Source organism: Microbacterium sp. 2MCAF23, assembly GCF_052115565.1.
GTDB lineage: Bacteria > Actinomycetota > Actinomycetes > Actinomycetales > Microbacteriaceae > Microbacterium.
Window position 1 is genome coordinate 92,575 of sequence record NZ_JBFRGY010000007.1, and the last position, 13,610, is coordinate 106,184.

The following is a 13,610-nucleotide window of genomic DNA, read 5'->3' on the forward strand; positions in this document are numbered from 1 at the left end:
CGAGGGCGGCGCAGCCGCGTTCGTTGAGCGAGCCGAAGGCGAGTCGAAACGCAGAGACGAAACGCGGCGACCTCGCAGGCGACCGCGTTTTGTCTCGCGCGACCTTCGACCGTGCTCGCTCAACGACCAGTGGTGAGCAGCGGCCGCACCGACGCGTAGGCGTCCGCCACGTCTCGCGACGGGGTGTCGTACACACGCGCGATCCCGGTCGCGGCGTCGTAGCGCGACCAGCCCGGGTCCCCGCCCACGATGAACGCGACCGCGGCCTCGTGCACCTCGTCCGCGAGCGTCTGCGGCGGGTTGGGCCCTGCCAGCGGCACCATCGCGGGACCGTCCAGGCAATCGAAGAAGAACGGCACGTCGAGGCAGTGCTCGGCGAAGCCGAAGGTGCCGGACGGCCAGGAGAACCGGTACACCCAGGTGGGGGCCGCACCGCGATCTGCCACGACCCGCAGGATCGCGACACGGAACATCCGATCCGTCAGCACACGCCTGGCCAGGCGCGCCTTGCCCTTCGCGAGCACATCGGCGTTCGCGGCGAGGTAGGGCCTGCGCGCTTCTTTCGGCACCCCGAGCTTGCCGAGCAGGATCCCCTTCGGCACGAGTGCCATAGCCCTGCCGGCATCGGCCGTCGCCATCGTGAACTCGTCATCGGTGGCGCCGAGCACGAGGGGCTTGTCGGATCCGACACCGGCGCGGAACGACTCGGGCGTCGGACGCAGGATGAGGTCGCCGTCGACGGACGGCCCGAGCGGGAGCCCTTTCTCGACGATGTCGCTCATGTCACCGCCGTCGAAGGCGGTGAGCTTCTTCTGCGCCTCGAGGATCCGCTCCTCGCTTAGCACACCGAGGCCCTCCCGGGTCGGGGCGACGCCGAGCTCGGCGGCCAGACGGCGCCCGAACTCCTCCGAGCGCGCGGCCGACACATCGGCGAGCGCGCCCGAGATCGCATACACGCCGTGGAACAGGTGCTGCGCCTTCTCCATGCCGAGCAGGGTCATCACCGCGCCACCGCCGGCGGACTGCCCGGCGATGGTGACACGCCCCGGATCCCCGCCGAAGGCCGCGATGTTGCGCTGCACCCAGTCCAGGGCGAGCAACCAGTCGCGCACGCCGCGGTTCGACGGGGCATCCTCGATCCAGCCGAATCCGTCGAAGCCGAGCCGGTACGAGATCGTCACGGTCACGACGCCGTCGCGGTTGAAGTTGCGCCCGTCGTACCAGGGGCTGGCCGGGGACCCGGCGAAGTAGCCGCCACCGTGGATGTAGACGAGCACGGGCATGCCTGCCGCGTCCCCGGTACCGTCGGCCGGGACCAGCGGGGTGTACACGTTCACGTTGAGCGTGGACTCGCCCTCGACGCTGGGCTCGGGGATGAGCGTCACTCCGGGGTCGCCGCGCTGCGCGGTCGCGCCGAACTCCGCGGCATCGAACACGCCCTCCCAAGGCGCCTTGGGCACCGGGGCTGCGAAGCGGAGCTCGCCGACGGGCGCCTCGGCGAAGGGGATACCGAGGAACGCCGCCGACTGCGGATTGCCCTTGCCACCCGTGGTGGGGCGCCAGCGCCCGCGGACGACGCCTTCTGCGATCCGCACTTCGGGCTGCGCGAGCGCGGCGCCTGCCGCGACGGACGAGGTCTGGGTGTTCTCCATCGGAGTTCCTTTCGTGGAGGAGATTGCTGCCGTTCCCTGCGGCCGCACGGGATCCGATCCGGCCGCAGGGACGGCGGACTGCTACTTGACCGACTTGATCGGTGCGATGGCGATCGCCCCGAGGACCGCGAACACGATCGCGAAGACGAACAGCACCGGATAGCCCCCGAGGGATCCGATGATGACCGCGGCGATCGGCGCACTCAGCGCCTGCGGGATGTTGGTGGCGACATTGAGGATGCCGAGGTCCTTGCCGGCCGAGGTGCCCTCGTTCGGCAGCACCTCGGTCATGAGCGCGGCGTCGACCGACATGTACAGGCCGAAGCCGACGCCGTTGACGATGCTCATGAGGATCATGCCGGTCATGTTCGGCATGATCAGCGGGAACGCGAGCCCCGCGGCCATGACGACGGTCGCGACGTAGATGAACACCTTGCGACGGCCCACCTTGTCGCTCCACCAGCCGGAGAGCGCGATCGCGATCAGCGTCGGCACGAAGGCCACGAGCGTCAGGGTCATCACGGCGCCCTGCGCCTGCTGCAGCGGCAGCTTGATGTAGTCGGTCAGGATGTACAGCTGATACGCCGAGACGACGAAGTAGCCCAGGATCAGCAGGAAGCGGCCGGTGAAGGCCCAGAAGAAGTCGGGGTGCTTGCGCGGGTTGATCCAGAAGCCCTTGAAGAACGGGCGCCAGCGGAACGGCTCGACCTCCGCATCCTTCGAAGACCAGTCCTTGTTGAACAGCGCGAACAGGATCGTGACCACGATCACGGCGATGCCGAAGACCGAATAGCCGAGGCCCAGCTGTGCGCCGAGTCCGACCGCGAGCATGACGCCGACCGTCATGCCGAGCTGCGTGCCGAGACCGATCATGGCGCTCGCGCCGCCGCGCTTCGCACGCGGGAAGCGGTCGGCCGTGATGGTCGTCAGCGGCGCCTGCAGGAAGTTCAGCGCGACCTGGATCACCACCCAGAACACGGTGATCCACATCAGATCGGTGAGCGAGCCCATCCCCAGCAGCAGCACGCCGCCGACCAGGGCGCCGAGCACCATCCACGGCACGCGCCGGCCGAAGCGCGAGCGGGTGCGGTCGCTGAGGGCGCCCGCGATCGGCTGCGCGAACAGCGTGAAGATGAAGGAGGTCGTCGTGACGATCGCGAGATTGGCGACCTTGTTCTTCTCGTCGAGCAGCAGGATCTGCGTCGGCAGCAGGATCGCGATGAGCCCGCCGTAGGTGGCGAACAGCGTCATCGACGCGATGAGGAGGCTGGGCAGCAGCCGCTTGGTCGCCGGCGGACTCGCCGCCGGCTCCCCCGCAGCGGGCGCGGTCGCCCGGATGAGCCCCGTGGGGGCGATCTCGGCGGCGGGATCGGGAGGGGTGATGGTCATGGGGCGGCTCCTCGTCGAGCGGATCGGGTCCGGATCCAAATCCCGAACCGTGTTTGGTTTCTGGATCCGACTCGATTGTGACACTCAAACCTGAACGCTGCAAGGGTTTCAATCCCCTAAACCGACGTTCGTTCGTGTTTCGTCACGGCGGATATCCTGGCTCCATGGCCAAACGAGGCGCGTACGCGAAGGGCGTCGTCAAGCGCGAGGAGATCCTCGAGGCCGCGCTCGAGATCGTCGGCAGGCTCGGCTATCGCAACGCCTCGGTGCGCGAGATCGCCGACGCCGTGGGGCTGAGCCCTGCCGGCCTGCTGCACTACTTCGGCACCAAGGAGCAGCTGTTCGTCGAGATCCTGCGCGCCCGCGATGCGCAGGACATCGGCGTCAGCGATGAGATCGAGTTCTTCGACGGCTTCCTGCTGGTGGTGCGTCACAACGCCGACGTGCCGGGGCTCGTGCAGCTGTACACCCAGTTGCAGGCCGAGGCGGCCGACCCGACCCACCCCGCGCACGACTTCTTCCTCGAGCGGACGGCGCGGGTGCATGCCGCAGCTCGGGAGGCCATCGCCGTCGCGCAGATGGAGGGGCGGATGCGCAGCGACCTGGATCCCGAATGGATCATCCGTGCCGGGCACGCGCTCGCGGACGGGCTGCAGAACGCATGGCTGCTGGATCCGACGATCGACATGGCCGCGGACATCGAGCGGTTCTTCGCCCTGCTGAGGCCCTGAGCGAGCGGTCCGTGGGGTCGTTGAGCGACACTTCGACTCGCTGCGCTCGCTCAGTGCGCGTCTCCGCGAGACGAAACGCCGCCGGTGAGAGCACCGCGTTTCGTCTCGGTCGCGCAAGCGCGTCCTCGCTCAACGACCCCATCGGGGCGGCCGGATACGCTGATCGGATGACCGCCGACGCACCCCTCGCCCAGACCGACACCGGTCCCGTGCGCGGGTTCTGGCGGGGCGAGCCCGGTACCCCCGGCGCCTCGGCCGCATTCCTCGGAATCCCGTTCGCCGCGGCACCCACCGGCGAGCGCCGGTTCGCCGCCCCGCAGCCTCCCGCGCCGTGGACCGAGGTGCGCGACGCGACCGCCTTCGGCCCGACCGCGCAACGCGGCGACAAGGGCGAGACGCTCATCCCCGAACCGAGCATCCCCGGCGCCGCGACGCTGAACGTGAACGTGTTCACCCCGTCGGTCGGCGGATCCCGCCCGGTCATGGTGTGGATCCACGGCGGCGGCTACGTCGACGGCTCGCCCGCGAGCCCCTGGTACGACGGCGCCGCGTTCAATCGCGACGACGTGGTGACTGTGTCCGTGTCCTACCGGCTCGGCTTCGACGGCTTCGGCCTGATGCCGGGCGCTCCGGCGAATCGCGGCGTGCTGGACTGGATCGCGGGGCTGGAGTGGGTGCAGCGCAACATCGCGGCGTTCGGCGGGGATCCGTCGCGCGTGACGATCGCGGGGCAGTCCGCCGGCGCGGGCGCAGTGCTGACCCTGCTCGGCCTGGAGCGCGCGCAGCACCTGTTCCATGCGGCGATGGCCTTCTCCCCCGCATTGGCGGACATCGACCCCGACCTGGCGGCGCGGCGCACGCGGGCGCTGGGCGTGCTGCTCGGCTGCGCGCCCGATGCCGAAGGCTTCCGCACCGTGCCGGAGCGCACCCTGCAGCGTGCGCAGCCGAAGGCCGCGCTGCTCGGGGCCACGAAGCTGAAGGCCCTGCTCGCCCCGCTCGCCGACGGGCTGCCCTGGGGCCCGGTGGTCGATGGTGACGTCGTGCCGCGGCCCGCCGTGCAGGCGCTGCGGGACGGGATCGGCGCCGACAAGCCGCTGCTACTGGGGGCCACCGACGACGAATTCACCATGACGATGGACCGGGCTCCCGGCGTCCTGCGGTTCGTCCCCGCAGCGCTCGCGCTGATGCTGCTGAGCCGCGATCGCAGCGTGCGCCGGGCGTACCTCGCCGCGAACCGCGCCCAGCGCCGGCGCGGCACACCGGCGCTGCTCGGCCGGTTCGTGACGGACCGGGTGTTCCGCTCGCTCGTGGTGCGGGCCGCGCAGGCCCGAGGCGACGCCCCCACCTGGGCCTACCGCTTCGCCTGGGTGTCCCCGGCGAAGGGGTGGTCGTGCCACTGCCTCGACGTGCCCTTCTGGTTCGACGTGCTCGAGGATCCATTCGTGGAGCGCCTGGCCGGTCCCACCCCGCCGCAGCACCTCGCCACCGAGATGCACGGCGTGGCGGCCCGATTCGTCGAGGAAGGCGATCCGGGCTGGCCGCAGTGGCGCACGGATCCGGGGCTCTCGCGCGTCTTCGGTGTTGGACCGGCAGAGCCGGCGCTGTCCGCGACCGCCTACGACGGGGCCCTGCCGCTGGCGTGAGGGCGCTCCCGGGAGTCGTTGAGCGAGCGCAGCGAGACGACCCCGGCGGTGACGACGAACCCGCCGCCCAGGGAGCAGGGCGGCGGGTTCGGGTCTGTGCGGGGCGCGGGGCCCCGGGGCGGATCCCGACGCCGTGAACGACGAGCGGGATCCGGATCCGATCAGGCGATCGGATCCAGCAGCGGGATGTCGTAGCGGTGCGGGGTGCCGAAGCGGTGCGCGGTGACCGAGACCGCCTGCTCGCGCAGGAAGGTCAGGATCTCGACGCGACCGGCGGCGACCACCGGGTTCGCGTACAGCGCGAGGCTGGGCGACCCGTTCACGGCCTCCGCGGTTGCCGCTGCGGCGGTGCCGATGAGGCGCACCCGGCCGTCGCGCGCGGCGAGGCGCTGAGCGTGTGCGGCCCATGCGGCGGCGTCCTCGGTGGCGACGGTCACGTCCTGCGTGCCGAGCCAGGTAGCCACCGCTCCCGGCAGAGGAGCGAGCGTGCTGACCGTGACGCGCGCGCGGGCTCGGCGTCCGGCGGCGACCACGCGCACCAGCTCGGCCACCCGGTCGCCCTCGAAGCGCACCGTGACCGGCACGGCCTGGTAGCGCAGCGCGTTCTGCTCCGTGGTGAGGCCGGTGGCGTCGCGCACCACGCCGAACTCGTCGGCCCAGGCGTCGATGTCGGTGGCCAGCGCGCCGCGCAGCCATGCGATGTCGGCGTCCGCGTCGCCCGCGGCGGCGAGCGCGCCCACGGCGCCCGTCGCGAGCGCGTCGAGCTCGCGCGTCGTCGAGACAGGCGCGTCGGTCCACTCGGACAGACCGACGAGGTAGTTCGGTCCGCCGGCCTTGGAGCCGGCGCCGACCGCGGCCTTCTTCCAGCCGCCGAACGGCTGGCGCTGCACGATCGCGCCCGTGGTGCCGCGGTTGACGTAGACGTTGCCCGCCTGGATCGAGGCGAGCCACTGCTGGATCTCGTCCTCGTCGAGGGAATGCAGGCCGGAGGTGAGCCCGTAGTCGATGTCGTTGACGATGTCGATCGCCTCGGCGAGCGAGCCGGCGGTCATGATGCCCAGCACCGGACCGAAGTACTCCACACGGTGGAACTCGGATCCGCGCTTCACGCCGTCGCGGATGCCCGGGCGCCACAGCTGGCCGGCCTCGTCGAGCTTCTCCGGCTTCAGCAGCCAGCTCTCGCCCGCGTGCAGCGTGGTCAGGGCGCCGAGCAGCTTGCCCTCGGCCGGGCCGATGAGCGGGCCGATGCGGTTGGAGCCGTCCTCGGGCGTGCCGACGTCGTAAGCGCGCACGGCATCGACGAGCTGTCGGCGGAACCGCTCGGAGCGCGCGGCGGATCCGACGAGCACGACGAGCGATGCCGCCGAGCACTTCTGACCGGCGTGGCCGAACGCGGCGTAGGCGACATCCTTCGCCGCGAGGTCCAGGTCGGCCGACGGGGTGACGATGATGGCGTTCTTGCCGCTGGTCTCGGCGAGCAGCGGCAGATCCTGACGGAAGCCGCGGAACAGCTCGGCCGTCTCGTAACCACCGGTGAGGATGACGCGCCCCACGGCCGGGTCGCTCACGAGCTTGGTGCCCAGGTCGCGGCCGTCGAGCTGCACGTACTGCAGCACCTCGCGCGGCACGCCGGCCTCCCACAGCGCCTCGACCATGACCGCGCCGGAGCGGCGGGCCTGACGGGCGGGCTTGATGATGACCGGGGATCCGGTCGCCAGAGCCGAGAGGGTGGATCCGGCCGGGATCGCGACGGGGAAGTTCCACGGCGGGGTCACGACGGTCAAGCCCACGGCGTGCATCTCGGCGCCGTCGACGTGGGCGAGCTTCTTGGCGCTCTCCGCGTAGTAGTGCGCGAAGTCGATCGCCTCGGAGACCTCGGGGTCGCCCTGCTCGATGACCTTGCCGGCCTCGGATCCCATGACCTCGAGCAGGTCGGCGCGACGCGCCTCGAGCACGTCGCCGGCCTTGTGCAGGATCGCGGCACGCCCCTCGGCGCCGAGTGCGCGCCAGGCCTCGCCCGCGGCGACGGCGGTCGCGATCGCGGTGTCAACCTGCTCCGGGGTGGACAGGGTGTTCGCTTCGACCGTCGCGGTGCCGAGCTGCGAGCCCTTCATGCGGGCGCGGATCGCGTCGCCCCAGGCGCGGTTGGCCGCGAGCGACGGGTCGGTGTCGGGGGCGTTCAGGAAGCCGTCGGTGAGACCCGGCACGGCAGGCGCGGTGCGGTCCTGCACGCGGTTGGTGCCGGGCACCTCGGTGGGCATCGAGCGCACGGAGGCGAGGAAGCGCTCCTTCTCGCGCTCGAAGAGCGCCGGGTCCGCGTCGAGGTCGAAGACGGCCGACATGAAGTTCTCCTGCGAGGCCCCCTCCTCGAGGCGGCGGATCAGGTAGGCGATCGCCACGTCGAACTCGTCGGGGTGCACGACCGGCGTGTACAGCAACAGCGAGCCGACGGTGCGCTTGACGACCTGCGCCTGCGCGGAGGCCATGCCGAGCAGCATCTCGAACTCGATGCCCTCGGTCACCCCGCGCTTCTCGGCGAGCAGCCAGGCCAGGGCGATGTCGAAGAGGTTGTGGCCGGCGACGCCGATCCGCAGGTTGCCGACGTGCTCGGGGCGCAGCGCGTATTCGAGCACGGCCTTGTACGAGGCGTCGGACTGCTGCTTGGTCGACCAGGTGGCGAGCGGCCATCCGTGCGACTCGGCGTCGACGGTCTCCATCGGCAGGTTGGCGCCCTTGACGACGCGCACCTTGATCGGAGCACCGCCATCGGCCACGCGCTTCGCCGCCCACTCCTGCAGGCGGATCATGGCGCCGAGCGCATCGGGCAGGTAGGCCTGCAGCACGATGCCGGCCTCGAGGGTCTTGAACTCCGCACGGTCGAGGATGTCCGTGAAGACCGCGATCGTGAGGTCGAGATCCTTGAACTCCTCCATGTCCAGGTTGATGAACTTGGCGGATCCGTCGGGCATGCCCTTCAGAGCGATCCGGTACAGCGGCAGCAGCGCCTCGGCGGCATCGGCCACGGCCGCGTCGAACGCCCACGGGCTGTGCGGAGCGACGGTGGACGAGACCTTGATCGAGACGTAGTCGACATCGTCGCGCTGAAGCAGACGACGGGTGCCCTCGAGACGGCGCGCGGCCTCCTCGCGGCCGAGGATCGCCTCGCCGAGCAGGTTGATGTTGAGCTTCACGCCCTGGGTCTCGCGGATGTGCGCGATGGCCTTGCCGAGTTTCTCGTCGCGGGCGTCCACGATGAGGTGGCGCACCATCTGGCGCAGCACCGTGCGGGCCGCGGGCACGACGATGCCGGGGACCATGCCGGCGGTCGCGCCGCCGAGGCCGATCGCGGCCTTCATCGGCGCGGGCAGGAAGCCGGGGGTCAGCGGCACGAGCTCCTTGAGCTTGGCCGCGGCGACCTTGAGGTCCTCCGGGCGCACGACGCCGTCGACGAAGCCGACCGTGAAGTCGAGGCCGTTGGGGTCGCGCAGCACGCCGGCGAGACGCTGACCGGCGGCATCGACGGGCACCTCGCGGCTCTCCACGAGCCACTTCTTGACGAGGGCGACGGCGTCGTCGGCGAGAGCGGAGAGATCGTCGATGCCGGCTGCGGCGGAGACGGGGCTTTCGGTGGCGGTCATGGTTCCTCGTGGGTTCGGTGCCGGGGGTCGGGATCACGCGCGCACGCGCGGGGACGCTCCCAGCATGGATCCGATCTCCCTGCAGGAAAAGCGATCATTCATGACGGATATCATTCGTATATATCGAATGATCGAGGAGGGTCCATGTTCGAGCTGCGACGGCTGCGACTGCTGCACGAGTTCGCCCTGCGCGGCACGGTCGCCGAGGTCGCGCGCTCCCTGTCGTACAGCCCTTCCACGGTGTCGCAGCAGCTCGCGCTGCTCGAACGCGAGGCCGGAGCCGCGCTGCTCGAACCCGATGGGCGCCGTATCAGGTTGACCCCGGAGGGCAGGGTGCTCGCCGCGCACGCCGCGCGCGCCCTCGAACTCGACGAGCAGGCCCGGCAGGCACTCGCGCACGCCCCGGCCGAGGCCGTGCGGATCAGCGCCATGCCCACCGCCGCCGAGACGATCGTGCCCGCCGCGCTCACGGCGCTCGCGCTCACGCATCCGCACCTGCGCGTCGAGATGACCGAGGCCCCGCCCGAGGAGGGCCTGTTCGAGCTCACCGCGCGCCGATTCGACCTCGTGATCGCCGAGCAGTATCCGGGCCACACGCGCGAGCGGCACCCCGGCAACGTGCACGAGCTCATCGGCGAGGATCCGATCCGCCTCGTCCTGCCTCCCGGCGAGCACGCCGCGTCGCTCGACAGGCTGCGCGATCGCGCCTGGGTCATGGAGCCCACCGGATCCGCCGCGCGCCAGTGGGCGGTGCAGCAGTGCCGCGCCGCGGGCTTCGAGCCCGATGTGCGCTTCGAGGCGGCCGACCTGACCGCGCACGTGCGGCTGATCGAGGCCGGCCACGCAGTCGGCATGCTGCCGGATCTGATCTGGGGCGACACGGCGGCGCGCGTCACGCTGGCCGAGCTGCCCGGATCCCCCGTGCGCGAGGTGTTCACGGCTGTGCGCGAGTCGGCACGAGGCTCGGAGGCGATCGGCGCCGTGCGAGGAACGTTGGCGGAGGCGTTCGCGCAGCACCGGCGCCCGCGGCTGAGGGACTGAGCACCCGGCGCGATTCGCCACGCGCAGGACATCGGATGTTTCCTCGCCGTCCATCCGCAGTGCCTAGGGTCCCAGGGTCCCCGACTCCGAAGGAAGCGCCTGATGCACACCCACGACGCCCCGCGCACCCATGCCCTCGACGCCGACGCCGAACTGCGCGCGCTGGGCTTCTCCCGCCGCGACATCCTCCGCACCGCCGGTATCGCCCTCGCCGCCGGCGGGCTGTCGGCCTTCGGCGGAGCCGGCGCAGCGATGGCGAGCACATCCGCGACGCGCCCCGCCGGCGACCCGCAGCTGGCATGGCTCGTGGGCGACCACCACGTGCACACGCAGTTCAGCCACGACGCGAAGTACCGGATGGCCCAGCAGCTCGACGCCGCACAGCACTACGGCGTCGACTGGCTCGCCTTCACGGAGCACAGCAACTTCGCCCACGCCGACCGCGGACTGCCCACCGCGCGCGACCTCATCCAGCAGGAGCGGGATGCCCGCGGCATGCTGATCTTCCAGGGCCTGGAGTGGTACATCCCGGCCGCCGAGCACGCCACCGTGCTGATCACCCCCGGCACCGACGACATCCGCCTGCTGCGCGCCTTCGAGCTGGCCTGGGACGGCAAGCTCAATCACTGGGACAAGCCGGCGGACGCCGCCCAGATGGCGGACTTCGAGCGCCGTGCGGCCGAAGCGGTCGCCTGGCTCGGCGCGCAGAAGTCCGCCGGCGCCCTCGGCGACGCCGTCGTGCTCGCGAACCATCCGATGCGCCTCGGCATCGACTCCCCCCACGAGCTCCGCGGATGGCGCGACGCGGATCCGGACATCTTCATCGGCATGGAGGGCGCGCCCGGTGCGCAGGGATCGGCGATCAGCCAGAATGCCGGACCCGGTGATCAGCGCGGCGAGTACGTGAACGCGCCGCGGCCGGACAGCTGGGCGGCCTACCCCGCGGACGCCTACCGTCCGTACGGCGGGTTCGACTGGGCCACCGCCACCGTCGGCGGACTCTGGGACGCGATGCTCGCCGAGGGCAAGCCCTTCTGGATCACGTCGAACTCCGACAACCACCTCACCGTGAAAGACACCTGGCGCATCGGGGACTACCCGGCCGGTGAACCGTATGCGAGCCTGCCGAGCGAGTTCGACCGCTGGGCCGTACGCGGGATGCGGCCCGATCCGGTCGACACCGGGATGCCCCAGGGCGGCAGCGACTTCTGGCCCGGACAGTTCTCGCGCCTGCACACGGGCGTCACGACGCGCTCCTACGCCGGCGTGCTCGAGGCGATGCGCCGAGGCCGGATGTGGGTCGATCACGGCCACCTGATCGCGGGGCTCGACGTCCAGGTCGGCGCCACCATGCCCGGCAAGGGCAACGGTCGCGGCAACGGCAACGGCGGCGGCTGGGGCAATGCGTCCGGGACGACGGTCACGCTGGGCGGCCGGCTGACCGCGAAGCGCGGACAGGATGTCGTCGTCACCATCACCGTGACCACCACGGACTACACGAACGCGGCCGGCATCCTGCCGCAGCTCGCGCACGTCGACGTGATCGCCGGGCCGGTCACGGGCACCGCGGCGGACGCCGACGCCATGCGTGCGCCCGAGACGCGCGTGGTGCGCCAGTTCGACACCACGGGCAGTCGCGGCACCTTCACCCTGACGCACGTGTTCGAACGGGTCGACCGGCCGTTCTACGTGCGGTTCCGCGGCAGCGACGGCAACCGGACCGGCGCCGGATACCACGGTGCCGCCGTCGATCCCGCGGGCCCGCAGCGGCACGGCGACGGCGAGGGCGACCCGTGGTCGGACACGTGGTTCTACGCGAACCCGGTGTTCATCGACGTGCACTGAGGCCTGTGGTCTCCCGCAGCGTCGCGCGGGGCCCCGCACCGGTGACGATCTGCACACAGTGCGACGATCAGCACGCGTTTCCGCCGGATCCGCGTGCTGATCGTCGCATCCTGTGCTGATCGTCGCACCCGGCGCAGACGCGCGGACCGCGATCGCGCCGGGTGCGGTCGGGCTCAGTGGTGCTGCGGCTCGACCACGACGACGCCGGTCTCCTCGTCGAAGTTGCCCGCCTTGCGGTCCTCCCAGCGCTGCAGCACATCCGCGGGCGTGGGCTTGGTCGCAAGGCTCACCACGACGTACACGACGACGCTGGACAGCAGGCCCCAGTAGATGGGTTCGTTCGCGAGCACACCCGAGAGCGCATCACCGGCGATGATGCCGTAGACCACCATGCTGCCGAGGGTCACGGCGGTGCCGACGATCATCGACGCGATCGCGCCGGCGCCGTTCGCGCGCTTCCAGATCAGGCCGCCGAGGATGGAGACCAGCAGGCCGCCCACCAGCACGTCATAGGCCACGGTGAGTGCGGCGACCACATCATTGAGGACGAGCGCGATGAGGGTAGCGACCACGCCGAGGACGACGATGTAGATCTGGTTCGAGCGGATGTCGTGCTCGGGATTGCGCTGACCGATGTCGTGGCTGTGATCGGTTCCCCGGCCCACCAGACGCCGCAGCAGCGGCATCACGTCGGCGCGGGCCACGGTCGCCGAGGCGATGAGCGCACCCGAGGCCGTCGACATCATCGCGGCCACGGCCGCGGCGAGCACGATGCCGGACAGGCCGACCGGCAGGGCGTGCTCGGCCATGGCGGCGTAGACGTCGTCCTTCACGGCGTCCTTCGGCAGCACCGCCGCGGCCGCGGTGCCGATGAGCGCGCCGGCGATGCCGTACAGCACGCAGTAGATGCCGGCCGCTGTGCCGCCCCAGCGGGCGACCTGCGGAGAGCGGGCCGTGAAGACGCGCTGCCAGATGTCCTGGCCGATCAGCATGCCGAAGGTGTAGATCACGAAGTACGTGATGATGGTGTCGCCGCCGATGGCGAACAGGTCGAAGTGCGAGGCGCCGACCGTCTCGCCGAGGCGCTTCACGATGCCGTCGTAGCCGCCGGCCTGCGCCCAGGAGAACGGCAGCAGCAGGAAGAACACGCCGACGGTCTTGATGATGAACTGCACCATGTCGGTCAGCGTGATCGACCACATCCCGCCGATCGACGAGTAGATGATCACGATGGCCGCGCCGATCGTGATCGACGCCCAGCGCTCCGTGCCGAACAGCACGTGGAAGATCGTCGAGTACGCGATGGTCGAGGTCACCACGAGCATCAGCGTGTAGAGCGCCATCACGATGCCGGACGCCTGGGTGCCGTTGATGCCGTACCGCAGCTGCAGCATCTGAGCGACCGTGTACACCTTCAGCCGCTGGATGGCCGGGGCGAACAGCAGGCTCAGCAGCAGCAGGCCGACGGCGATGGCGACGACGAGCCACATGCCGGAGATGCCGAACTTGTAGCCGAGGCCGACGCCGCCGACGGTGGACGCGCCGCCGAGCACGACCGCGGCCATGGTCCCGGTGTAGAACCCCGGGCCCAGGCGGCGCCCGGCGACGAGGAAGTCCTTGGAGTTCTTGGTCCTGGTCTTGCCCCAGAACCCGAACGCCAGCATGGCGACG

8 protein-coding genes are annotated in these 13,610 nt (G+C 70.9%); 4 read left to right on the forward strand and 4 right to left on the reverse strand.

Features of this window, described 5'->3' with window-relative positions; all coding sequences use genetic code 11:
* Positions 1 to 119: 119 nt before the first annotated feature.
* Entirely contained in the window at positions 120 to 1,652 is a 1,533-nt protein-coding gene (locus AB4078_RS09155; RefSeq protein WP_441976854.1) for a carboxylesterase/lipase family protein, read from the reverse strand.
* Between the two features lie 81 nt (positions 1,653 to 1,733).
* On the reverse strand, positions 1,734 to 3,041 hold the full coding sequence (locus tag AB4078_RS09160) for an MFS transporter (RefSeq protein WP_441976855.1): 1,308 nt from the start codon (positions 3,039 to 3,041) through the stop codon (positions 1,734 to 1,736).
* Positions 3,042 to 3,205: 164 nt separating this feature from the next.
* On the opposite strand from AB4078_RS09160, the gene AB4078_RS09165 reads away from it, so the two are divergent.
* Together AB4078_RS09165 and AB4078_RS09170 are read left to right on the forward strand one after the other, a co-directional pair.
* The gene (locus tag AB4078_RS09165) at positions 3,206 to 3,772 is read left to right on the forward strand and encodes a TetR/AcrR family transcriptional regulator (RefSeq protein WP_441976856.1); all 567 of its coding nucleotides are present in this window, start codon (positions 3,206 to 3,208) and stop codon (positions 3,770 to 3,772) included.
* A 167-nt stretch (positions 3,773 to 3,939) separates the two neighbouring features.
* The gene (locus tag AB4078_RS09170; RefSeq protein WP_441976857.1) at positions 3,940 to 5,415 is read left to right on the forward strand and encodes a carboxylesterase/lipase family protein; all 1,476 of its coding nucleotides are present in this window, start codon (positions 3,940 to 3,942) and stop codon (positions 5,413 to 5,415) included.
* 161 nt (positions 5,416 to 5,576) lie between these two features.
* Here the strand turns inward: AB4078_RS09170 and AB4078_RS09175 are convergent, their stop codons facing one another.
* Entirely contained in the window at positions 5,577 to 9,053 is a 3,477-nt protein-coding gene (locus tag AB4078_RS09175; RefSeq protein WP_441976858.1) for a bifunctional proline dehydrogenase/L-glutamate gamma-semialdehyde dehydrogenase, read from the reverse strand.
* A 144-nt stretch (positions 9,054 to 9,197) separates the two neighbouring features.
* Here AB4078_RS09175 and AB4078_RS09180 point away from each other — a divergent pair, with 144 nt between their 5' ends.
* Positions 9,198 to 10,094 carry a LysR family transcriptional regulator gene (locus AB4078_RS09180; protein WP_440734191.1) on the forward strand — a complete coding sequence of 299 codons (897 nt, stop codon included), beginning with the start codon at positions 9,198 to 9,200 and terminating at the stop codon, positions 10,092 to 10,094.
* A 102-nt stretch (positions 10,095 to 10,196) separates the two neighbouring features.
* Positions 10,197 to 11,939 (forward strand): PHP domain-containing protein, encoded by a 1,743-nt coding sequence (locus AB4078_RS09185; protein WP_441976859.1) that lies wholly within the window; start codon positions 10,197 to 10,199, stop codon positions 11,937 to 11,939.
* 173 nt (positions 11,940 to 12,112) lie between these two features.
* On the opposite strand, the gene AB4078_RS09190 is transcribed toward AB4078_RS09185, so the two are convergent.
* Entirely contained in the window at positions 12,113 to 13,603 is a 1,491-nt protein-coding gene (locus AB4078_RS09190) for a sodium:solute symporter (protein WP_441976941.1), read from the reverse strand.
* Positions 13,604 to 13,610: the final 7 nt, after the last annotated feature.

Coding starts and splice junctions, on each gene's coding strand:
- AB4078_RS09160 (WP_441976855.1), bottom strand. CDS start 3,041: ATGACCATCACCCCTCCCGATCCCGCCGCCGAGATCGCCCCCACGGGG.
- AB4078_RS09170 (WP_441976857.1), top strand. CDS start 3,940: ATGACCGCCGACGCACCCCTCGCCCAGACCGACACCGGTCCCGTGCGC.
- AB4078_RS09185 (WP_441976859.1), top strand. CDS start 10,197: ATGCACACCCACGACGCCCCGCGCACCCATGCCCTCGACGCCGACGCC.
- AB4078_RS09180 (WP_440734191.1), top strand. CDS start 9,198: ATGTTCGAGCTGCGACGGCTGCGACTGCTGCACGAGTTCGCCCTGCGC.
- AB4078_RS09190 (WP_441976941.1), bottom strand. CDS start 13,603: ATGCTGGCGTTCGGGTTCTGGGGCAAGACCAGGACCAAGAACTCCAAG.
- AB4078_RS09155 (WP_441976854.1), bottom strand. CDS start 1,652: ATGGAGAACACCCAGACCTCGTCCGTCGCGGCAGGCGCCGCGCTCGCG.
- AB4078_RS09175 (WP_441976858.1), bottom strand. CDS start 9,053: ATGACCGCCACCGAAAGCCCCGTCTCCGCCGCAGCCGGCATCGACGAT.
- AB4078_RS09165 (WP_441976856.1), top strand. CDS start 3,206: ATGGCCAAACGAGGCGCGTACGCGAAGGGCGTCGTCAAGCGCGAGGAG.